The sequence below is a fragment of the Mesorhizobium sp. genome (genome assembly GCF_017306585.1).
Lineage (GTDB): Bacteria > Pseudomonadota > Alphaproteobacteria > Rhizobiales > Rhizobiaceae > Mesorhizobium.
Genome location: NZ_JAFKIC010000114.1, coordinates 32,460 through 54,035, shown reverse-complemented (window position 1 = coordinate 54,035; position 21,576 = coordinate 32,460). Strand labels below are relative to the sequence as shown.

Sequence of the window (21,576 nt, the reverse complement as noted above, 5' to 3'; positions counted from 1 at the left end):
AAGGCTGAAATCATCTGGTGTCAATGAAAGCGGACGATCACATCTTCAGAGAGCGAATCAGGCAGGTTCAGGGTTGCAACCGTGCAACACAGAGCTCCCGACACGTCAGCCCGAAGCCTCGCATCGAAACGAGCCACGCCACGCGCCTTTGCTTCCGTGCCGGTCTGTATCAGGCAAGCCATCCCATCGCCACGCAGAGCAGCAGGACCACTCCAAGCACGCCACGATAGATGACGAAGGGCCAGGCGGAGAAGCGCTCCAGCACCCGCATCAGCCCCCAGATGGCGAAGAAGGCGGAAATCGAGGCGACGACCAGTCCGACAGCAAGCACCGACCATCCATGGCCATCGAGATGGACCTTGTGCAGTTCCCACAATTCCTTGAGGCCGGCGAGCGCGATCGCGGGCAGGCCGAGCAGGAACGAAAAGCGAGCCGCCTCCTCCCGCTTGAAGCCGAGGCCCAGCGCCGCCGTCAGGGTCGAGCCCGACCGTGAGACACCAGGTATCAGAGCGCCGACCTGCGCAAGGCCGACAAGGAGCGCATCGGCGGGCGACGCCTGAGCCATGGTGAGACGGTGGCGGGCGAAAATCTCCGCCAGCGCCAGCAGGATCGCCATGACGATGCACGACCAGCCGATGACGCTCAGACTGCGCAGCGGCGAATTGCAGGCATTGAGAACGCCAGACAGCGCCAAGCCGGCGATGATGATCGGGATCGTCGCCATCACGATCCAGAAGGCCATCCGGAAATGCCGGTCGGCGAAATCGCGACGCGTCAGGGCCCCAAGCGATCCGAACAGCAGCTCCCTGACGTCGCTCCAGAAATAGCTGACGACGGCGGCAAGCGCGGCAAGCTGCATGGCGGCGGAGAAAGCGGAACCCGGATCCTGCCAACCGAGCACCGCCGGCACGATGCGCATGTGGGCGGTCGAGGAAATCGGCAGCAGCTCGGTGATGCCTTGCACCAGCCCCAGGAAAGCGACCTTTGCATATCCGAGGCCGACGAAACCCGTATCCACGCCCTGGGTGCAGATGTCAGCCATGTCGGATTCCGTGTGTGAGAGATCGGGCTTCTGGGGGATCAGACCATTGTTGGCCTATCGCGGGCAAGCCTTATCGTCACGGGCGGGATAATCAATTTACGGATTTGTAAGCTGGTGCCGAAGCAACGCGCACCTCAAACCGGCCAAGTTGCCGGTTTGCATTCGCGCAGGTCACGCCGCGGACCTACGGGCACAGCCAGAGTTTCTGACATGTCCTTGCGATCACATGGGCGGGGGGAACGGCAGGCTCGTCCTGGGAAGGCCGACGAGCCCGTTCGAGCAGCAAACGGACCTGGTCGGGATGCACGCGGTCGCGCTCCATCACAAGCAGGACCATCGGATCGCTCAAGAGCTCGTCCAGGGTGCTGATGGTGTCGTTCATCCGTCGTCTCCTCGAATGCCGGCCCGCGCAGCATAGATAGGAAGACAATGATGGCTCGCCAATGACGCTTTGCCGGCTATCGCGTGTCGATTTGGATTAAATTTTGGTCATGGTCGCCTGTTGAATCCCAGCGGGAGGAGCAGCGAAACTACGCTGGCGGGCCGGCCTCATACTGTGGCAGGCCATCGTCGATCTGTACCCATGCCTGCTTCGAGGCGGTGAAAATATGCATTTGCGGGCGAAACAGCGACGGATCGTCGAGCGAACCCGTGGTGACGCCTATGATGCCGGCGGAATCGCGGCGCGAAAACATCGTCGTGCCGCAGTTCGGGCAAAAGCCGCGCTTGAGATCCGGCGAGGTGTTCACGCTCGCCCACTGCCCTTCGATGGTCACGTCCTCGATGCGGAACAGAACACGCGCGTTGAAGGCGCCGCCGATCGCCCGCTGGCAGAGCCGGCAATGGCAGATGCGTTCGTTGATCGGTGCCGCATCGGCGCTATAGCGCACCGTCCCGCACAGGCATCCGCCCTGATATTTAGCCATCGCCGTAATCCAATGGAGAATAGGCCGGCAACCTAGCCGTGGAACCGATTGGGTCAATTGAAAAGCTTTGATAGGATTTCATCGATTGCCGTGATGCCGTGGGACCAAGAAGCCATGACGCAAGACATCGAAACCATCGGCATAGCCGAACTGTTCGCGCCGCCCTCGCCCGCCCGCGACCGCACCGATGCCAGGATCATGGCCGCCGCCTCGGGGATCGGCTTCATGGCGATCCGGGATTTTCCCGGCGATGACTGGCTCACACCGGTCAAACGCGCGCAATTGCTGCGCATCTTCACGCTTGCAGATAGCGAGAAGCAGAAACTGCTGCGCTGGAATTTCGACAACACCAGGAAAAATTTTTACCGCGGCTGGTTCCCGCTGCAGCCGCGAGCCATCTCCTACAAGGAAGGCATCGACATGGGGCCGGACCTTGCGGACCCGCTGCGCGTTTCGGCTTCCGACGATCCGCTGGGCGAGCCGACACCGTTGCCGGCCGAAAATGTCCTGCCCGGCTGGCGATCCGCAGCCGCCGACTATTATCGCGCGATGGAGATCGTCGGCAACGCGCTCATGCGGTCAATCGCGCGCGGACTTGGCCTGCCCGAAAGGATCTTCGATCCATATTTCGAGAACGGCATCTCAACACTGCGCCTCATCCGCTATCCCCTGCGCGACGCCAATACGGGCGCCGAGACTGGTGGCCGGGAGTTTTCGGTGGTCCACAGGGGCGAAACGCGCACCATCATCGGCGGCGAACATGCCGATTCAGGCTTCGTCACCTTGCTGGCGCAGGATGGCGTCGAGGGCTTGCAGGCGAAGAACCTTGCCGGCGAGTGGATCGACGTGCCGCCTGAAAACGGCACGCTGGCCGTCAATTTCGGCCAGTTGCTGGAGCGCTGGACCGGCGGTCGTGTCAGGGCGACGCGGCACCGGGTGATTGCACCCAAGACTGTGCGATTTTCGATCCCGTTCTTCTATGAACCGCGGGTCGACGCGGAGATCGCGCCCTTGCCGTGGCGCGGCGCCGAGCCGTTCGAGCCGTTTCTCTATGGGGACTACCTCTGGGATTCGGCGACGAATTTCGTCGAGATGAGCGGCATCAAGCATCTGAGGCAGCCACGTCAGTCGAAGGCTTCATAAACAAACCGACGGCCATCTCGCAGGAGACGGCCGTCGGAAAAATGTCATGCCTTTATTCCGCTTCGCTGACGACCTCGTCCCAGCTCTTGACCTTGGTCTCGCCGTTCAGGAACGGCAGTGCGGCGGCCGTCAGCTCCGGCGCGAAGAAGACGTCGTAATGGGTGCGGTTGGGCAAGATCGCCAGGCGGTTCTGCGACAGGTTCTCGCGCATCCAGCCGGCATCTTTCAACCCACCGCCGAGCATCTGGTAGAACTTGATCTCGTGCTCGGGCTTGTACATGTCGCTGTCGCCATAGGCGAGCATGACCGGCATCTTCAGCTTGGGAACATCGGCTGAAAAATCGTAATCCTGGCGCATGAAGTTGCCGAGCGCATCGAGCAGTTTTGGAAACTCTTCCGGATGCGGCGCCACCGCGACATAGGATTTGTACATCGGCGTGTCCTTCATGAATTCGGCCGCCGCGGCACTCACCTGCGCCTGTTGCGGGCGCATCTCGTCATAGAAGCCGTTGGCGGCATAGCCGGTCGAGACCAGGACAAGCCGGCGCACGGTCTCGGGGTGCTGCACCGCCATGCGGAAGGCGACGCCGCCGCCCAGCGAATAGCCCATGACATCGACCTTGTCGTAGCCGAGCGCCTTGACGATAGCGGCCATGTCGTCTCCGATCGCCTGCAGGCTGAATGGCCGGTCGCCGAGCGCGGTGCGGCCATGGCCCTGGAGGTCAACGCCAATGACGGTGCGGTTTTCGGCGAGCTTGAGCAGGATCGGCGCGAACATATCGATGGAGCCGAGGCCGCCATGCAAGAGAAGCAACGGCTCGCCCTTGCCGTAGACGGCGTAATAGTAGTTCAAGCCGTTGATCGGCAGCAGGCCGGACTTTTCGGGTTTCGGCGATGTCTTGGCTTGGTTCGTCATGGCAGGTTTTGCCTCCTCGGCATTTGTGGCGCTGGGGCAAGCGACAAGCGCCGCAACCGAAGCAAGAATGGCGAAAAACAGAGTCTTGGACATCTCGATCTCCTCTCCGTGCGCTAATTTCAAAGCGTCCTGGCGAGTTCCTCGAGCTGGTCGGCGCACTGGCTCCAGCCCTGGTGAAAGCCCATCTGCTCGTGCTGTTCGCGGTCGGCGACGCTCCAGTGCCGGATCCGGACCGTGTATCGGGTCTTGTCCTTGCCTTCGTCCTCGAAGGTCAGGACCGCGGTCATGAACGGCTTTTCCGAAGGCTCCCATGCCTTGATGTAGGCGTCGGTGAAAACGATCTTCTCGCCGGGAACGACGTCGAGGAAGACGCCGTGGTTGGGGAATTCATTGCCGTCCGGCCCGGCCATGACGACAAAACTCGAACCGCCGGTGCGCACATCCATTTCCGCGCGCGGCGTGGTCCAGGGCTTTGGCGCGAACCATTGCGTAATCAGCTTCGGGTCGCTCCAGCAGCGATAGACGCTTTCGCGCGGCGCATCGATGATGCGGGCAATGACCAGTTCACGGTCGTTGGCGGGGGTGATGTCGAGCTTGGTGGCCACGGTGGTCTCCTCGGTGTTGGGTTTGATCTGGCTTCCGTCTCAAAGACGAGCCAATGGAATGCCAGCCGACAACACCGGAGAAAAAATATCGAGACTGCTCAGACCGCGTGGAAGCAGCGCGGCGACTGCGTCAGTGGCGCTTGGCCTGGACCAGATAGGCGTCGATCTCCGACTCGCCGAGCCATTTTGCCGCTTCCAGCCGATGCAAGCCTTCGACGAGGATATGGCGATTGCCGTCATGGCGGACCTGGATGGGCATCTTCATGCCGTTTTCCAGTATGTCCTCGGCAAGATGGCGGACGGTCTCCGGGTGCAGCGTCTTCTTGCGTGCGGTGGGCACGTAGATATCGTCGACTTTGACTTTTTGCACCCTGAGCATCGGCTATCCCCGTGGCGGAACCGCCGCCGTTCCCCTGAGATAGTCGGTTTGTCCGGGAGGGCCAAGGGCATGGCCAGCGAATAGGCCTCTTCCGACTTGGAACGCTCTGCCGAAGCGTCCAGCGGTTTGCCTGCTGTCGCACGTTTCGATATGGGCTCCCGTCACGTTAACGAAGTCCGCGGAACAATCCCATGAGCAAATCCCTCGTTACCTTCGTCGGCATGGCCCACCCCTGGATGTGCGATGTGATGGGGCACATGAATGTGCGCCACTACGCGGCTATGTTCGATGATGCGAGCTTCCAGATTCTCGGCCATATAGCCGGACAGGAGACCCATGCGGGATCGCAGATCGGCTGGGCCGACGTGCGCACCGAAATCGACTACCGCCATGAAACGAAGGCGGGATCGCTGCTCACCATCCGTTCGCACGTCGTGAAGGTCGGCCGCTCCTCCATCAGTTTCGAACAGGTGATGTCCGGATCGCTGGACGACATCGTCCACGCATCGAGCCGGACGACCAGCGTGCGCTTCGACCTTGCAGCACGAAGCTCGGTGGCGCTGGACGAGCCGATGCGCGAGCGCGCGGCGGCCCTCCTCGTCGAATAGGCCTCTGCCGGCTGGTCAGGCGTTGTAGATGCGCTCCTCGAGCGGGGTCTCGGCGATCAGCGCCTGCAGCCCCGACAGGAGCGCCTTCTCGGCGCGATTCATCGCTTTGTCGGGATTGGTCAGCAGGAAGATATCGATCGCCGGCGGCGCATCATAGGGCGGCAGCCGCCACAATATCCCATCCGTCACATCGCGCCGCGCGACATGCAGCGGCAGCGGACCGATGCCGAGCCCGGCGACGATCATGCGCCGCACCTCTTCCAGGCTCGAGGAGACGCCCACGACATCGGCATTCAGCCTCGCCTCACTGCGCAGCAGCGCGACCGGCCGCAGCGCATCCGAAATGTGATCGGTCTGGAACGACACCGAGGGTTCGCCGCGCAGATCGGCAAGTGTCAGGCCGGTCTTGCCATAAAGCCTGTGACGAGGACCGCAGAAGAAGCCGAAGAATTCGCGGTAGACCATCGCATAGTCCAGCGCCGGATCGCGCTGGCTGACCAGGCAGATGCCGAAGGACGCGCGACGCTCCCTCACCTGCTTGGCCACCTCGGTGCTTGCCGCGACCGAGATGGTGATGCTGGCGCGCGGATAATCGCGGTGGAATTCCGCCAAGGCACGGTCGAACAGAGGCGAGACGACATGGCTGGCGGTGGCGATCATGACATGGCCGGTGACGTCGTCGCTGATACCGCGCATCAGCAGCGGCAGTTGCGATATCGAGCCGAACACCTCGACGCTCTGCTCGTAGATCAGCCGTCCCACCTCGGTCAGCTCGAAACGTGTCGCATCGCGCTCCACCAGCCGGCGCCCGACCCGGTCCTCCAGGCGTCGCAGCGCATTGCTGACGCTGGGTTGCTTGAGGTTCAGGCGCTCGGCGGCGCGGGTGATGCTCTTGACCTCGGCGATGACGACGAACGTCCGCAAGAGGTTCCAGTCCAGGTCCCAGACCAGACGTTCGGGGCGCGGCAAAGCCATTCCTCAGATCTATGCTCCCTATTTCCATTATCTATTTGCGCAATGCTTCGGCAAACGCAATCATTGTCGTCAGGAGAGCGCCCCAACGCCTCCCAAGAACAAGCCTTCGCGCTCCATCCAGAGGACAGACATCCTATGAACAAGATACTCTCCGGCATCGCCGTGGCGGCGCTGCTGCTGGCGTCGACTTTCAATTCGGCCTCGGCCCGGGCCGACGATCTCGAAAAGATCAAGGCGGCGGGTGAGCTCAAGATTTCGATGAGCGGCCAGTATCCGCCCTTCAATTTCGTCAACGACCAGAACGAGGTCGTCGGTTTCGACGCCGATATCGGCAAGGCGATCGCCGAGCGCATCGGCGTCAAGGGCACCATCATCACCATCGCCTGGGACGGCATCATCGCTGGCCTGCTCGCCAACAAATACGACACCGTCGTCGGTTCGATGACGATCACGCCGGAGCGCGAGAAGGTGGTCGATTTCGTCGGCCCTTATTACCACGCCGGGCGCGCGGTTTTCGTGAGCCAGGATTCCAAGGTGCAGAGCCTCGACGACCTCAAGGGCAAGACCCTCGGCGTGACGCTGGGCGAGACGCACGAGAAATGGGCCCGCCAGCAGGGCGGCTGGGATGTCCGCACCTATAAGGGCCTGCCGGAGCTGTTGCTGGAGCTGAAGGCCGGCCGCGTCGACGCCATCGTCGTCGACAACATCCCGGTCATGGTCGCCGTCAAGGAAACCGGCGAGAAGGTGCGCAAGCTCGACACGCCCAACATCGAAGGCGGCAGCGTCGCCATCGGCATCGCCATCCGCAAGGACAATCCCGAACTCAAGGCCGCCATGCAGAAAGCGCTGGACGACATGATGGCTGACGGCAGCTACGAGAAGATTTCCAAGCAGTGGGTCGGCAGCGACATACGCTGATGTCATCCGGCCCCGGGCGAGCCAATCCGGCCGGGGCCGATCACCACTCCTGAGGGGCCGACCCTATGGATTTCTCCTTGATGAGCCGTGTCTTCCCGTTCTTCGTGGAAGCCGCTCTGGTAACGCTGGAACTGACCGCACTGGCCCTCGTCCTGGGGCTGGCGGCGGCAGCGCTGGCGGCCACGGCAAAGATGTCGAGATCGGCGATCCTGCGCGCAGTCGGCACGCTTTATGTCAGCCTTTTTCGCGGCACGCCCTGCCTGATCCAGCTGTTCGTGCTCTATTTCGGCGGCCCGCAGATCGGCATCAACCTGGAGCCTTTCTCGGCCGGCGTCATCGGCCTTGGCCTCAACATCGGCGCGTACATGGCGGAATCGATCCGTGGCGCTGTGATGGCTGTCGACCGGGGCCAGACCGAGGCTGCCCGCACCATCGGCTTCAGCCGCTTCCAGACCTTGCGCAAGGTCGTGCTGCCGCAGGCGGCAAGGCTGATGATCCGCCCGCTCGGCGTCAACACCGTCGCCCTGCTGAAGGGTTCGGCGCTGGTATCCACCATTTCGGTCGTCGAACTGACCTACACAGCCCAGCGCTTCATCGGCTCCACCTACAAGCCGTTCGAAATATTTGGTGTCGCGGCGCTGCTCTACATGATCATGGTCTATGCCGTCGCCCGCGTCGTCGACCTGCTCGACAAACGCTTTGCCATCGTCTGACGGGGGAACATGATGCAAGGTCTGGATTTCACTGTCGTCGCGCCCTACTGGGATCTTCTGCTGACAGGCGCCTGGTGGACGGCTGTCCTGACCGTTTCGGCGGGTGCGCTGAGCTTTCTCTTCGGCATCCTATTCGCCGTTGCCGTCCTCTATGCTCCGGCGATCCTGGCCTATCCCGTGCGCGCCTTCATGTGGGTGTTCATGGGCACGCCGCTGCTGCTGCAGCTGTTCCTGATCTATTTCGGCCTGGTACAGATCGGCATCGATATCCCGGCGCTGGCGGCGGGCATCATCGGGCTCGGCCTGCATTTCGCCGTCTACAATGCCGACGTCATCCGCGCGGGCATCGTGGCCGTCGACGCCGGCCAGACGGAGGGTGCGCGCAGCATCGGTTTCGGCAAATGGCAAACATTGCGCTACGTCGTGGTGCCGCAGGCCATCCGCAACACCGCGCCGCCGATCGGCGGCAACCTGATCGCGCTGTTGAAGGAATCTTCCATCGTGTCCGTCATCGGCATCGCCGAACTGGTCCATTCAGCGCAGCTGGCGATCAGCGAAACCTTCCGGCCGTTCGAGTTCTACATCACGGCCGCCGCGCTCTATTACATCCTGAACCTCGTGCTGGAGGCGGCCCTGCATCGGTTTGAACGGCAGGTGGAGGTTTCCCGATGAGCGCAACGCAGCCAATGGCCGAGGTTCGCGGCGCACGCAAATCCTTCGGCGCCGTCGAGGTTCTGAGGGGTATCGACCTTTCGGTCGAACGCGGGCAGATCGTGGCCATTATCGGCCCGAGCGGATCGGGCAAAAGCACGCTGCTGCGCTCGATCAATCATCTGGAGACCTTGAACGGCGGCGAGGTCTGGCTCGACGGGGTGCAGGTCAACCAGCCTCTGCATGGCCAGGCCTTCGAGCGGCACATCAACAAGGTGCGCCAGCAGATGGGCATGGTGTTCCAGCACTTCAATCTGTTCCCGCACCTGACCGTGCTGGAGAACATCACCATGGGGCCGGTCATCCTCAAAGGCATGCCCAAGGCCGACGCCAGGGCGCTCGCGCACAACCTGCTTTCGAAGGTCGGGCTGGCCGAAAAGATCGACGCCTATCCGTCGCGACTTTCCGGCGGCCAGAAGCAACGCGTTGCCATTGCGCGAGCGCTCGCCATGCAGCCCAAGGTCATGCTGTTCGACGAGGCGACCTCCGCGCTTGATCCGGAACTGGTCGACGAGGTGAACGCGGTGATGAAACAGCTTGCCGCCGAGCACATGACCATGCTCATCGTAACGCATGAAATGCGTTTTGCCGGCGAGGTCGCCGACCGCGTGCTGTTCATGGATGGCGGCGTCGTGGTCGAGGAAGGCCCGCCGGTCGAGATTTTTCGCGCCCCACGGAAGGAGCGCACCCGCAGTTTCCTGAAGAAATACCTTTCCGCCTGAGCAAGCCAATGACCAGATTACCCACACAATTCCCGGATTTCGGACTGACGGAGGAGCAGCGCCGCCACGCCGTGCGCGGCCACTATTACGAATGGCCCGGGATGGACGGCGAGCGCGGCGAAATCTGGTGCTACAGCGACCGGTTTTCCTATCGCGCCGGCGAAACGGTGAGGCTGCATGTCAGCTCAACCGCGCCATCCTTCAACATGACGATCATTCGCGACGGCGGCACCGAGACAAAGGTTTTCGAAAAGTCGGACATCGCGTCGCGCTGGCAGGACAGTCCGGATCAATGTTCGGCCGAAGGCTGCGGCTGGGAAGCTTCGTTTGAATTCCGTGTCGGCAGCGACTGGCCGTCCGGTGCCTATCGGATAACGCTGACAGCCGATGGCCGTGACCGCAAGCCGATCCAGAGCCACCACATTTTCATCGTCTCTCCTCAGGCCGGCAAGAAACCTGGCCGGGTGCTGCAGGTCGCCGCGACAGGCACCTGGCTCGCCTACAATACCTGGGGCGGTTCCAACCATTATCAGGGCATCACCGGGCCGGATCGCAACCTTTATTCGCCCATCGTGTCGACGCAGCGTCCCTGGTGTCGTGGCTTCGTCGTACTGCCCAAGGACGCGCCGCGCGTGCCGCTGGAGGTTGCGGTGCCGCCGAAGACGGTGCCGCGCTATCCCCATATGGAATGGGCGCTCGCCACCGGTCATTCCAAGAAATACGCCTCGTCGGGCTGGGCAAGCTACGACAGCCATATGTTTCGCTTCGCCGAACGGGCCGGCTACGCCGTCGATCTTGCCAGCCAGCACGATCTGCATTTCTCGCCCGAAATTCTCGACGGCTACGACTGCGCGGTCTTTGTCGGCCATGACGAGTACTGGACCTGGGAAATGCGCGACGCCGTCGATCGCTATGTCGAGCGCGGCGGCCATGCGGCGCGCTTCGCCGGCAATTTCATGTGGCAGACGCGTCTTGAGGACGAAGGCCGCCGCCAGGTCTGCTACAAGTACCGCGCCCGCGCCGAAGATCCGATCTACCGCGACGGTGACGTGACGCGCGCCACCAACTCCTGGGAAGCGCCCGAAATCGGCCGGCCGGGCGCCGAGACTTTCGGGCTCAACGCCACGCGCGGCCTCTATGCAGGCTGGGGCGGCTGCGCGCCGCGCGGTGCGCGCGGTTTCCCCGTCTACCGGCCTGAACATTGGGCATTCGCCGGCACCGGCATCTATTATGGCGACCTGCTCGGCGCCGACAGCCACGTCTATGGCTATGAGGTGGACGGGCTGGATTTCGAGATAAGGGGCGGCCTGCCCTACCCGACCGCGACCAGCGGCGCACCGGATGGTTTGCAGGTTCTCGCCGTCGGCATGGCAAGCCAGGTCGAGGAAAGCGCTGACATTCCGATCGAAGACCAGTTCCTGACTGACGAGGATGGCCGCTTCAGCGCCGAAACCTTGTTTGGCGACCGCAGCGACGCCAGTCTCGAAAAAGTCAAACGCAGCAATGGCATGATCGTCAATTTTTCACGCGGCAAAGGCGAAGTGTTCCATGCCGGAAGCTGCGAATGGGTGGCCGGCCTGCTGCGGCAAGACCCGATGGTGGAACGCGTCACCCGAAATGTCCTCGATCGCTATCTCGGAAAGTCCTGACATGTCGAAAGCCCAGATACCAGCCGAAACCCGGCGCGACTCGCATCTCTTCTACCTGTCCAGCCTGCGCCGGCCGCTCATCGACCGCGCCGAAGGCATCTATATGTGGACGCGGGACGGACGCCGCTTCATCGACGGCTCGAGCGGACCGATGGTCGCCAATATCGGCCATTCCAACCGCAACGTGCTCGACGCCATGAAGCGGCAGATGGATCGCGCCACCTTCGCGTACCGGCTTCATTTCGAGAACGAGCCGGCGGAAGAACTGGCGCGCGAACTCGCCGGCAAGCTGCCGGAAGGCATGGACCGCATCTTCTTCGTCTCGGGCGGCTCGGAAGCGACGGAATCCTGCATCAAGCTGGCGCGGCAATGGGCCGTGGCCACCGGCCAGGCATCCCGCTGGAAGGTGATCACGCGTTTCCCCTCCTACCATGGCGGCACGCTCGGCTCGCTCTCGATCACCGGCGACGACGCGCTGGCCGAAACCTTCGAGCCGATGATGCGGGTGATGCCGACCGTTCCGGCGCCTACCGCCTGGCGCGACCGCGACAACCTTTCGATGGAACAGCGCGGCGTGCGCTATGCCGACCTGCTGGAGGAGAAGATCCTCGCCGAGGGACCGGAAAGCGTCGTGGCTTTCATCATGGAGCCGATCGGCGGCGCCGCCACCGCCGCGCTTGTGGCGCCGGATAGTTACTACGCACGGGTGCGCGAGATCTGCGACCGCTATGGCATTCTGCTGATCCACGATGAAGTGATGAGCGGCGCCGGCCGCACCGGCAAGTTCCTCGGTGGCGATCACTGGAATTGCAAGCCCGACATCGTCGCGCTGTCGAAAGGCCTGGGCTCGGGCTACGCGCCGCTCGGCGCGCTCGCGGCGCCTATGCGCCTGGTGCAGCCGCTGCTCGCCTCGGGCGGTTTCCAGCATGGCCATACCTATGCCGGCAATCCGCTGGCCTGCGCCGCCGGACTGGCGGTGCTCGGTGAAATGGACCGGCTCGACCTGATCGCCAATGCGGCAGCCATGGGTGACGTGCTGATGGAGGGGCTGCAAGGGCTGAAGAAGCGCTTCCCGTTCATCGCCGACGTGAGGGGCAAAGGCCTGCTGACGGGAGCAGAGATGGTCGCCGATCCGGAGACGCTGAAACCGATCGACCAAAGCAGGAAAGCAACGCAACGCCTGCTCGATCTCGCCTATGAGCGCGGACTGATCATTTACGGCCGCAAGGTCAAGGGCGGCGTCGACGGTGACAATTTCATGGTCGCGCCGCCGATGATCGTCACCAGCGAGCAGGTCGGCGAGATCGTCTCCATCATCGGCGACTCGCTGGAAGTTCTGGCCGGCGAACTCGACCTGCCGGTCGAAAGCCGGGGGTAACACAATGGCGCCGCGCAAAGTCATCATCACCTGCGCCGTCACCGGCTCGGTCCATACACCATCGATGTCCCCCTATTTGCCGGTGACGCCGGACCAGATCGCGGCGGATGCGATCGCGGCCGCCGAAGCCGGCGCCTCGATCCTGCATCTTCATGCCCGTGACCCGAGGGATGGCCGGCCAACCGCCGATCCCGACGTGTTCATGCAGTTTCTGCCGCGCATCAAGCAGGCGACCGATGCGGTGATCAACATCACCACCGGCGGCTCCTCGCTGATGACGCTGGACCAGCGGCTGGCGGCGCCGTTGCGGGCACAACCGGAAATGTGCTCGCTCAACATGGGCTCGATGAACTTTGCGCTGTTTCCGATGCTCGACAAGCCGCGCGAATGGCAGCATGAATGGGAGCCGAAGCTGCTCGAAGCGACCCGCGACACCATCTTCAAGAACACGTTCGCCGACATGGAAGGCGTACTGGAGAGACTCGGCAAGGGTTGCGGCACACGCTTCGAATTCGAATGCTACGATGTCGGCCACCTCTATTCGCTGGCGCATTTCCGCGACCGCGGGCTGGTGTCCGGTCCGCTGTTCATCCAGTTCGTGCTGGGTATTCTGGGCGGCATCGGCGCCGATCCGGACAATCTCATCCACATGAAGCGGATCGCCGACAAACTGTTCGGCGACAGCTACCAGTTCTCGGTGCTGGCCGCCGGCCGCAACCAGATGCCGCTGATCTCGATCGCCGCGGCCATGGGCGGCAATGTCCGCGTCGGGCTGGAAGACAGCCTCTACGATGGCCGACAGCTGGCGAAATCCAATGCCGACCAGGTGCGCCGCATCCGTGGTATCCTCGATGGGCTGTCGCTGGAGGTTGCCACCCCGGCCGAGGCGCGCGACATGCTGGCGCTTAAGGGTGGCGACCGGGTGGCTTTCTAGTGATGATGGTCTGAAATGCTGGCGTTCCGTCCCACCCCCCTCTGGCCTGCCGGCCATCTCCCCCGCAAGGGGGGAGATTGGATGCCGCACGCGGTTTCGCCAATCACCAGCGTCACGGAGTTCGTCGAAGCTTCGGAACTGCCAATCTCCCCCCTTGAGGGGGAGATGTCCGGCAGGACAGAGGGGGGCGCCTTGGCGCCGCACCTGTCGTGAGTACGATCACGCTCCGACCCGGCCGGATTGAAGACGTCGACACCATCCACGCCGCGCTGCTCAGGCTTGGCACCCATATCGGAGCGCATCAGGAGATCATTTCGACCCCTGACGACCTTCGCCGCTACGGCTTCGGCGAAAAACCGTCCTTCTCGACGCTGATCGCCGAGATCGACGGCGAATTCGCCGGGCTTTGCCTGTATTTTCCGATCTTCTCGACCTGGATGGGAAGGCCCGGCGTCTATGTGCAGGACCTCTATGTCGAGGATCGCTTTCGCGGCCGCAAGATCGGCGAGCGGCTGCTGCGGCGGGTCGCGGCCGAGTGCCGTAGGGATGGCGGCGTGTATCTCAGGCTCTCCGTCGACACCGACAATGAGGGCGCCAAGGCTTTCTATGAACGGTTGGGCATCGCCTGGTCGAGCTACGAACAGACTCAGAAGATCCTCGGCGATGCGTTTTTCGCCTTCGCCGACGCGCCGGAAAATGGGGAGCAGGAATGAAAGCCTTTTACGCGCAGGAACAGAAGCGCCACGACCCCAAGGCCTTTCTTTCCAGCGGCGCCCCGCAACCCAATCCGGAAAAACCGGAGCGCGTCGAAAGATTGTTAGCCGGCGCAAAATCCGCTGGGTGCGTGATCGAACGACCGGGAAATCATGGGCTTGGGCCTGTCTCGGCAGTGCATACGCCTGAATATCTCGACTTTCTCGAGCACATCTTTGCGCGCTGGCAGCGTATCGAAGGTGCTTCCGCCGAGGTGATCCCCAACATCCACCCGATCGCACGCACAGGTTCATATCCGGCCTCCGCCGTCGGCCAGGCCGGCTATCACATGGCCGACACGGCCTGCCCGATCTCCCGGGACACGTGGGAAAGCGCCCTGTGGAGCGCGTGGAGCGCGGTGGAGGCAGCGGAAACGGTGATGTCAGGCGCACCGGCCGCTTATGCGCTGTGCCGGCCGCCCGGCCACCATGCCTTCGCCGACGTCGCCGGCGGCTTCTGCTTCATCAACAACTCGGCGGTCGCCGCGCAGGTCCTGCGCAGGCAGGCGGCGCGCGTGGCGATCCTCGATGTCGATCTGCATCACGGCAACGGCACGCAGGGCATTTTTTACGCGCGGCCCGATGTGCTGACCGTATCGCTGCATGCCGACCCTGTGCGGTTCTATCCGTTCTTCTGGGGTCACGCGGACGAGCGCGGCGAAGGCCCGGGGCTCGGCTACAACTTCAACCTGCCGCTGCCGCGCAAATCCGCCGACGCGGCGTTTCTCGAAGCGCTTGGCGTCGCGTTCCAGCGCATCCGCGCCTTCTCGCCGGATGCGTTGGTCGTCGCGCTCGGACTGGATGCCTTCGAGGGAGACCCGTTCGGCGGGCTTTCGGTCACGACGCCGGGCTTCTCGCGCATCGGCGAGGCCATCGCCAAACTGGGTTTGCCGACGGTCATCGTCCAGGAAGGCGGCTATCTCTGCGATGCGCTCGGTGACAATCTCACCGCATTCCTCACCGGGTTCGGCGGCAAGGCACGGTAGAGCCTTGCCGTTACTTCAAGGCCGCTGCTGCCTGAGCATGGCAATGACCCGGTGCACGCTCTCCAGCGTCTCGTCGATCTCGTCCGGGGTGTTGTAATGCGCGATGCCGATGCGCACGACGCCGTGCTCGGCCGGAATGCCGAGCTGGTGGACGATCTCCCAGGCGTAGTTGTGGCCTGACCACAGGAAGATGTTTTCGGCATTCATCTGCCGCACGATCGTCTCCGGCACGATGCCATCGACCGTGAAGGAGACTGTCGGTACGCGATCGCCAAGCCGCTTCGGATCGGTAATGCCGTGGATGGTGAGCCCCGCAATGGCCGACAGGCCGTCGATCAGCCTTTGCGCCAGCGGGTTTTCGTGGGCGATCGACACTTCGAACGCCTTGGCGATCTTATCCCTGCGTGAGCCGCCCTCGCCTGCCGCCTCACCAAGCCCGGCAAAATAGTCAACCGCCGCCGTCAAACCGGCCATGAGTTCGATCTGCGGCGTGCCGAGTTCGAAGCGCTCCGGCAGGCCGTTGGACGAACAGCGGCATTTATAGGGTGTGAGGCCACCGATCACGTCGCGCCTTCCCCACAGGATGCCCATATGCGGGCCGAAGAATTTGTAGGCAGAGCAGACCAAGAAGTCACAGCCGAGGCCCTGCACGTCGATCAGCCCGTGCGGCGCGAACTGCACGGCGTCGACATAGACCAGGGCGCCAGCCTGTTTGGCAATGGCGGTCAAGGACTTAACCCGATTGATCGAGCCGGTCAGGTTGCTGGCATAGTTCAATGCGACGAGCCGCGTCCTGTCGGACAGCAGGCCGGCCAGCGTCGCTTCCTCGACCTGCCAGCTCTTTTCATCGAATGGCAGCCAGCGCACGACGAGGCCGATATCCTCGGCCAGTTGCAGCCAGGGTGAGACATTCCCCTCATGGTCCATCCGGGTGAGGATGATCTCGTCACCCGGCTTCATCGTGCGGCCGAGCGTGCGCGACATATGATAGGTCATCGTCGTCATGTTGGCGCCGATGATGATTTCCTCGTGGCTTGCCGCGCCGAGGAAATCGGCCATCGCGGCATGCGCTTCGTCAACCACGGCCTGAGCGGCGATCGTGGTTTCGAAGTAACCGCCCAGATTGGCGTTGGTGGTCAGCAGGCAGCGCGCCACCGCATCGGCAACTGCCTGCGGCACCTGCGTGCCGGCTGGATTGTCCAGATAGATCCGGCGGCGGCCCTTGTCGGTCAGCGAGAGAGCGGGGAATTTTCCACGCACGGCCTCGATCGGAAAATCCACCATCATTCCCTCCACTTTTTGTCAGCTCCAATAATTCCGCGGCCCAAAATCTGTCAGGGACAGGGGTTGCCGACCCGCTGATGTATGGCATCGACCGCCTTCTGCATCTCCTCGGTCCAGACGACATCCACGGAGGACAGCGCCATGTCGAGCTGTGCAATCGATGTCGCGCCGATGATGTTCGAGGTCACAAATGGACGGCTCGACACATAAGCATTGGCAAACAATGCCGGTTCCAATCCGAACGAGCGCGCCAGTTGATTGTATTCGAGCAGCGCTTGCGCGGCATTGGGCGTCTCGTAGCGCTGGCCACGGTTGAAAAGCTGCGAGCGCGATCCCTGCGGGCGCGCGCCATGGTCGTATTTTCCCGTCAGATAGCCCTGCGCCAGTGGCGAATAGGCGAGCAGCGATACCTGCTCGCGCTCGCACACCTCGGCGAGGTTCACCTCGAAGGTGCGGTTGACGAGATTGTAGGCGTTCTGGATCGAGGCGACGCGGGGACCGATTCCTTTGTCGGACTCCGCGAGGTAACGCATCGTGCCCCAGGAACTCTCGTTGGAGAGGCCGAAATGGCGGATCTTGCCTGATTTCACCAGTTCATCGAACACGGCAAGCGTCTCGGCGATCGGCGTCTCGCCAGCCGGTGCGCCGACGGAATCGGCGCGACGCGCCACGGCGCCGACACGCGTCGGATTGGCGCCCCAGGGAATATCCCGTTCCGGCCAGTGGATCTGGTAAAGGTCGAGATAGTCGGTGCCGAGCTTGGCCAACGACTTGTCGATGGCGTCGAAAATGTCGGCGCGCACCAGTTGCGAGGGCCTGTTGCCGCGAAACCAGGCGTTGGCAGTGCGGCCGACGACCTTCGAGGCCAGTATTACCTTGTCACGGTTGCGCTTGGCCTTCATCCAGCTGCCGATGATCTTCTCGGTCCGCCCTTGGGTCTCCGCCTTGGGCGGGATCGGATAGAGTTCGGCGGTGTCGATGAAATTGACGCCGCGCGCGAAGGCCAGGTCCATCTGGGCATGCCCTTCGGCCTCGGTGTTCTGCTGCCCCCAGGTCATCGAACCAAGGCAAATCTGGGTAACAAGAAGATCGGTCCGACCAAGACGGCGTTTATGCATCGAATTCTGCTCCGGAGGGGAAGGCGTGCGCGGCTGCGCGGGAGGGAAGCGCTAATCTACAAGAAAGCGCGGCCGCTCTCCAAGCCTTGGCGGGCCGACTTTTGCGTGACTTGGGCCGGTTTCAGCGGCGCGCGCCCGCCACCGCGCGGCGCTTGGCCTCGTCGATCAGCATATTGGCGACCTGCATGCGGATCATGGCGCGCTGGCGCAGATGCGGAGCGACACGGTCCGGATGGTTGGCGAAGGCGAAGCTGCGGCGCATCCGGCTGAAATCAGCAGTGCTTTTGGGCTTATCCAGCCCCAGTTCGAGTGCGATCGATTCAGGATCGATGGGCGGCAGTCTTTCCTCGGGCTTCGGCTCTTCGCCGGCCAGGGCGAGCCTCGCATGGTCAAGCAAGGCGGCGAATTCGCTCGCCAGGTCGGCGCCAGCCTCACGATATTCGCTAGCGGATACCTTGATGCGGCCGGAATGAAGCTCATCGGCGACAGAGAGATAGTCGAAGGGAATGGACGGACGCGCGCCACGCCCCTCGTTCTCAATAGCGTCGCCCTCAATGCCCTCGACCTTGTCGGAAGCAACGAAAAGGTCGTCGAGCAACGACGCGAAATCGCGCTTGGCGCTGGTAGCGATGTCAGCCTCCCCCTTGCCCGACTGTCAAGTTTTGAGAGCATAGAACCGGCTCGTTAAAAATACATGCCATTGATCTCAAGGAATCTAGTCGTTTGAGCGGGTTGCCGCCTGCCACAAACAAAAAGCCGGACTGCACTTTCATGCAGTCCGGAAATTCGCCAGGAGTGGCGAGGAAAACTGGCCAGTGCCAGCATCGAAGCCTACGATCGGTGCGGCGGAAAAGTTTCGCCGTAACGACAAAAAAATCTTATGAAAATCATCCGGACATGGCAGGCATGCAAATGCTGCACTGCACAATCGTCACGATTCACCTATATTGGCCGCTGTGGAGGACCAACCAGGAGCCTGAACATGGGTTTCTTCACTGAAATGTTCGCCCGGCCGCGCCCGCAGGAACATCTGAGATATCGTTCGGCGCTCGCACTGCTTAATTCGATGAGCAATGCCGACCGTGCCGATATCGGCATCAAGCCCGCCGATTTTCCGCGTATCGCCCGCGAAATGTCCATCCGCTGAATGCAATCCGGCGAGATGTCCCGGACCGGTCCGGGACATCTCGAAGCTTCGGCTCAACGAGATCCCAGGAAGGTCGCCTTGCCCAGCGGCACGCCATTGTGGCGCAGGATGTCGTAAGCGGTGGTGAGATGGAAATAGAAGTTGGGCATGGCCACATGCAGCAGGTACTGCATGCCGCCCAATGTGATTTCGCGGCCTCCCAGCTTCAACTCGATCATCTTGTCGTCGGAACCGTCGATATCGGCGGCCGAGAACGTCGCCAGGTGCGCGACCGTCTTGGCAATGCGCGCCTCGAGATCGGCAAAGCTTGCTTCATTGTCCTCGTATTTCGGCACTTCGCGGCCAGCCAGTCGCGAGGGGGCGCCCTTGGCGTGGTCGGTAGCGATCTGCACCTGCCTGGTCAGCGCGAACATGTCCGGCGCAAGCCGCGCGGTCAAAAACACTTGCGGGTCGATCTTGCGGTCAAGCGCGTTTTGTTCGGCCGCGGCCAGAACATTGGAAAGGGCTTTCAGCCTGGCTGAAAACACCGGTACGGATGCCTCATACATCGATATCGTCACGTGAAATCTCCTATCCGGCAGGAACGCCGACGGTGAGGACGTAGCGCCCTCAAACACGATTCTTCAAGCGCGGCGGGCGTCGCGTCACCACGCCGCCGCAATCGCCATGGTAGAATCTGCGTTATCGAGCGGAGATTCCCGATGAGACGCGCCTTTCTCGCAGCGACTGCCCTTCTCTCCCTTGCCACGACGGATTTGCCGGCTTTCGCCGCCGGCGATACACCCGAAGCGCCCTATGTCGACGACCGGTCCACCGCGGAAGCGGTCGTCAATTCGCTCTACAGCGCCATCAACCGGCACGAATTCGCGCGGGCCTGGGGCTACTACGGCGATACAAAGCCGGCAAAGGATTTCGATACGTTCGTCAAGGGCTATGACGGCACCGACAGGGTGGAGGTCAAAACCGGCGCCGTATCCGACGAAGGCGCGGCGGGCAGCATCTACTACAGCGTTCCGGTCGCTATCCAGGCGACCGACAAGAAAGGTGAGTCGAAAGTCTTTGCCGGCTGCTACACGCTGCGCCAGGTGAATGCCCAAGCCCAGGTGGCGCCGCCATTCCAGCCGATCTTCATCGACAAGGGAGCGCTGAAGCCGTCGACAGCCGATTTCGAGCAAGCCGTGCCGCCGAGCTGCGGTGACGGTCCGCCGCCGCCAAAGAAGGATGCGGCCCTCGAACAAGCCAAGAAGGCCTTCCTGGCGACCTATGGCGACCAGTGCGACAAGGACAAGCTGGCCAGCGAGCCGGAGGTCTTTTCGATCAAGTACAAGGACAAGGACGCGCAGCCCGGCGATCCCGACAAGGAAACCCGGCTGTTCCATTTCTCCTGCGCTGCCGCGGCGTACAATGAAAGTTCGGTCTATTACATGACCGACCCGTTGTCGGTCGTGCAGCAATTGCAGTTCACGGAACCGGAAATGGACATCCGCTATGTGAACAACGACAGCGAGGGCAAGGTCGAATCCATGCACATAGTCGGCTTCCGGACGACCGGTTGGGCGACGAATTCCAGCTATGATGAGAATGCCCACACGATCACCACGTTCGACAAGTGGCGCGGTGTCGGGGATGCCTCGTCATCGGGCACCTATCTGTTCCGCAACGGCGACTTCTCGCTGGTCCAGTACGATGTCGACGCATCCTATGACGGCGAGGAAAACCCGCAGACCGTGGTCGACTACAACACGGCGCCTTGAGCCACCCGGCTAATCAAGGCGCCTTCGACAGCATCCAGTTCAACGTTCCGCGCCAGTCGACCATGCGGATCGGCGTGCCATGCGTGCCGGTCTCGAAACGCACGAAACGGGTCGGATAGGTCTTCGATTTGGCTGTGATGGAGCGAAAGAAGGCTTCCTGGTTGGCCACGGGGAAGACCACGTCATGGCTGCCCTGGCCGAAAAAGACCGGCACCCGGCGCTTGAAGGCGGGACTTGTAAGAAAGCTCTGGTCCCAGAGCGAACCAAGCAGCAGCAGGCCGTTGATGCGGCCACCGGTATCCTTGCGGCCGGCGAGCTTCCAGCACAGGGCGCCGCCCATCGAGCCGCAGGCGACGAAGATTTTCGCGCCCGGCGACTGTTCGGCATAATGATCGATCAGGGCCGCGACCTGTGCGGCGCCCTTGTCGCCGAAATCGGGGAAATCCGGAGAGATGTAGAGGCCGCCATTGGCCGCCATAAGGTTCTTGATGCGGTTGAAATTGCCGCCGAAGGTGAAGTCGTCGACGCCCTGTTTGCGGCTGCCGCCCTGCCCGTGCAGGTAGAGCACGATGATGGCGGCGCCTTCCGTCTTGCCCACGGCGACATGCCTGACGTCGCCGGCGTCGGTCTTCAGCAGCAGATCCTGCTGCACCTTGCGCACACCGGTATCGGTATATTGCGCACGGACGCGCTTCTCCGGCACCTCGTCACGCTGGTTGATATCGCGCATCTCGTGGTAGTCGAGGACCGTGTAAGCGCCATTGCTGTCAGACGACAAGGCGGCCGGATAGGCGAAGAGATCGTCCTTGAAGGGTTTGAGTTCGAGCGCGTTGGCGCGACCTGTGGCGCAAAGCGCGAACGTTGCGACCAGGAGGAGAGAAACAGAACGACGAGCCATGCCGCAGGCTTGCGTTTT

25 protein-coding genes are annotated in these 21,576 nt (G+C 62.5%); 13 read left to right on the top strand and 12 right to left on the bottom strand.

The genetic code is table 11. The features are described 5' to 3' along the window. Positions 1-169 precede the first annotated feature (169 nt). From J0I79_RS07595 to J0I79_RS07585, 3 genes are all read right to left on the bottom strand, one after another. The gene (locus J0I79_RS07595; RefSeq protein ID WP_292856183.1) at positions 170-1,042 is read right to left on the bottom strand and encodes an undecaprenyl-diphosphate phosphatase; all 873 of its coding nucleotides are present in this window, start codon (positions 1,040-1,042) and stop codon (positions 170-172) included. Positions 1,043-1,226: 184 nt separating this feature from the next. Continuing rightward, complete coding sequence (locus J0I79_RS07590; protein WP_292856182.1) at positions 1,227-1,424, bottom strand: hypothetical protein; 198 nt, start codon at positions 1,422-1,424, stop codon at positions 1,227-1,229. A 148-nt stretch (positions 1,425-1,572) separates the two neighbouring features. After that, positions 1,573-1,968: a GFA family protein gene (locus J0I79_RS07585; RefSeq protein WP_292856181.1), complete on the bottom strand. Its 396-nt coding sequence runs from the start codon at positions 1,966-1,968 to the stop codon at positions 1,573-1,575. A gap of 114 nt (positions 1,969-2,082) precedes the next feature. Here J0I79_RS07585 and J0I79_RS07580 point away from each other — a divergent pair, with 114 nt between their 5' ends. Next, positions 2,083-3,111, top strand: a complete 1,029-nt coding sequence (locus tag J0I79_RS07580) for a 2OG-Fe(II) oxygenase family protein (protein ID WP_292856179.1) — start codon at positions 2,083-2,085, stop codon at positions 3,109-3,111. A 52-nt stretch (positions 3,112-3,163) separates the two neighbouring features. Here J0I79_RS07580 and J0I79_RS07575 read toward each other — a convergent pair whose 3' ends face one another. From J0I79_RS07575 to J0I79_RS07565, 3 genes are all read right to left on the bottom strand, one after another. Further along, the gene (locus J0I79_RS07575) at positions 3,164-4,120 is read right to left on the bottom strand and encodes an alpha/beta hydrolase (RefSeq protein ID WP_292856177.1); all 957 of its coding nucleotides are present in this window, start codon (positions 4,118-4,120) and stop codon (positions 3,164-3,166) included. A 26-nt stretch (positions 4,121-4,146) separates the two neighbouring features. Continuing rightward, positions 4,147-4,632, bottom strand: a complete 486-nt coding sequence (locus J0I79_RS07570; RefSeq protein WP_292856176.1) for an SRPBCC family protein — start codon at positions 4,630-4,632, stop codon at positions 4,147-4,149. A 130-nt stretch (positions 4,633-4,762) separates the two neighbouring features. After that, a complete protein-coding gene (locus J0I79_RS07565; RefSeq protein ID WP_292856174.1) occupies positions 4,763-5,011 on the bottom strand; it encodes a ParB N-terminal domain-containing protein in 249 nt (82 codons plus the stop codon). A gap of 191 nt (positions 5,012-5,202) precedes the next feature. Here J0I79_RS07565 and J0I79_RS07560 point away from each other — a divergent pair, with 191 nt between their 5' ends. Then, complete coding sequence (locus J0I79_RS07560; RefSeq protein WP_292856173.1) at positions 5,203-5,619, top strand: thioesterase family protein; 417 nt, start codon at positions 5,203-5,205, stop codon at positions 5,617-5,619. Positions 5,620-5,634: 15 nt separating this feature from the next. On the opposite strand, the gene J0I79_RS07555 is transcribed toward J0I79_RS07560, so the two are convergent. Next, complete coding sequence (locus tag J0I79_RS07555) at positions 5,635-6,594, bottom strand: LysR family transcriptional regulator (protein ID WP_292856172.1); 960 nt, start codon at positions 6,592-6,594, stop codon at positions 5,635-5,637. 135 nt (positions 6,595-6,729) lie between these two features. On the opposite strand from J0I79_RS07555, the gene J0I79_RS07550 reads away from it, so the two are divergent. The 9 genes from J0I79_RS07550 to J0I79_RS07510 all read left to right on the top strand — a co-directional run bounded on the left by J0I79_RS07550 (position 6,730) and on the right by J0I79_RS07510 (position 15,357). Next, positions 6,730-7,512: an ABC transporter substrate-binding protein gene (locus J0I79_RS07550; protein WP_292856170.1), complete on the top strand. Its 783-nt coding sequence runs from the start codon at positions 6,730-6,732 to the stop codon at positions 7,510-7,512. Positions 7,513-7,577: 65 nt separating this feature from the next. Next, positions 7,578-8,225 (top strand): amino acid ABC transporter permease, encoded by a 648-nt coding sequence (locus J0I79_RS07545; protein ID WP_292856168.1) that lies wholly within the window; start codon positions 7,578-7,580, stop codon positions 8,223-8,225. A gap of 12 nt (positions 8,226-8,237) precedes the next feature. Continuing rightward, positions 8,238-8,897: an amino acid ABC transporter permease gene (locus J0I79_RS07540; protein ID WP_292856167.1), complete on the top strand. Its 660-nt coding sequence runs from the start codon at positions 8,238-8,240 to the stop codon at positions 8,895-8,897. Beyond that, positions 8,894-9,658, top strand: coding sequence for an amino acid ABC transporter ATP-binding protein (locus J0I79_RS07535; RefSeq protein WP_292856165.1), 765 nt, complete (start codon positions 8,894-8,896; stop codon positions 9,656-9,658). The genes J0I79_RS07540 and J0I79_RS07535 overlap by 4 nt, the downstream gene beginning before the upstream one ends. Before the next feature lie 8 nt (positions 9,659-9,666). Further along, on the top strand, positions 9,667-11,307 hold the full coding sequence (locus tag J0I79_RS07530; protein WP_292856163.1) for a N,N-dimethylformamidase beta subunit family domain-containing protein: 1,641 nt from the start codon (positions 9,667-9,669) through the stop codon (positions 11,305-11,307). A 1-nt stretch (position 11,308) separates the two neighbouring features. Beyond that, entirely contained in the window at positions 11,309-12,685 is a 1,377-nt protein-coding gene (locus J0I79_RS07525; RefSeq protein WP_292856161.1) for an aspartate aminotransferase family protein, read from the top strand. Between the two features lie 4 nt (positions 12,686-12,689). Then, positions 12,690-13,619 (top strand): 3-keto-5-aminohexanoate cleavage protein, encoded by a 930-nt coding sequence (locus J0I79_RS07520; protein ID WP_292856159.1) that lies wholly within the window; start codon positions 12,690-12,692, stop codon positions 13,617-13,619. Positions 13,620-13,828: 209 nt separating this feature from the next. Continuing rightward, the gene (locus J0I79_RS07515; protein WP_292856158.1) at positions 13,829-14,332 is read left to right on the top strand and encodes a GNAT family N-acetyltransferase; all 504 of its coding nucleotides are present in this window, start codon (positions 13,829-13,831) and stop codon (positions 14,330-14,332) included. Further along, on the top strand, positions 14,329-15,357 hold the full coding sequence (locus J0I79_RS07510; RefSeq protein ID WP_292856157.1) for a histone deacetylase family protein: 1,029 nt from the start codon (positions 14,329-14,331) through the stop codon (positions 15,355-15,357). The genes J0I79_RS07515 and J0I79_RS07510 overlap by 4 nt, the downstream gene beginning before the upstream one ends. Positions 15,358-15,372: 15 nt before the next feature. Here J0I79_RS07510 and J0I79_RS07505 read toward each other — a convergent pair whose 3' ends face one another. From J0I79_RS07505 to J0I79_RS07495, 3 genes are all read right to left on the bottom strand, one after another. Further along, entirely contained in the window at positions 15,373-16,641 is a 1,269-nt protein-coding gene (locus tag J0I79_RS07505) for a cysteine desulfurase-like protein (RefSeq protein ID WP_292856155.1), read from the bottom strand. Positions 16,642-16,691: 50 nt separating this feature from the next. Next, positions 16,692-17,759: an aldo/keto reductase gene (locus J0I79_RS07500; RefSeq protein ID WP_292856153.1), complete on the bottom strand. Its 1,068-nt coding sequence runs from the start codon at positions 17,757-17,759 to the stop codon at positions 16,692-16,694. A 121-nt stretch (positions 17,760-17,880) separates the two neighbouring features. Next, a complete protein-coding gene (locus J0I79_RS07495) occupies positions 17,881-18,357 on the bottom strand; it encodes a hypothetical protein (RefSeq protein ID WP_292856152.1) in 477 nt (158 codons plus the stop codon). A 384-nt stretch (positions 18,358-18,741) separates the two neighbouring features. On the opposite strand from J0I79_RS07495, the gene J0I79_RS07490 reads away from it, so the two are divergent. Further along, positions 18,742-18,906: a hypothetical protein gene (locus J0I79_RS07490; protein ID WP_292856150.1), complete on the top strand. Its 165-nt coding sequence runs from the start codon at positions 18,742-18,744 to the stop codon at positions 18,904-18,906. Between the two features lie 53 nt (positions 18,907-18,959). Here J0I79_RS07490 and J0I79_RS07485 read toward each other — a convergent pair whose 3' ends face one another. Then, positions 18,960-19,466, bottom strand: coding sequence for a DUF1993 family protein (locus J0I79_RS07485; protein ID WP_292856149.1), 507 nt, complete (start codon positions 19,464-19,466; stop codon positions 18,960-18,962). Positions 19,467-19,607: 141 nt separating this feature from the next. On the opposite strand from J0I79_RS07485, the gene J0I79_RS07480 reads away from it, so the two are divergent. Then, positions 19,608-20,660, top strand: coding sequence for a DUF1176 domain-containing protein (locus tag J0I79_RS07480; protein ID WP_292856148.1), 1,053 nt, complete (start codon positions 19,608-19,610; stop codon positions 20,658-20,660). 13 nt (positions 20,661-20,673) lie between these two features. Here J0I79_RS07480 and J0I79_RS07475 read toward each other — a convergent pair whose 3' ends face one another. After that, the gene (locus tag J0I79_RS07475; protein ID WP_292856146.1) at positions 20,674-21,558 is read right to left on the bottom strand and encodes an alpha/beta fold hydrolase; all 885 of its coding nucleotides are present in this window, start codon (positions 21,556-21,558) and stop codon (positions 20,674-20,676) included. Positions 21,559-21,576: the final 18 nt, after the last annotated feature.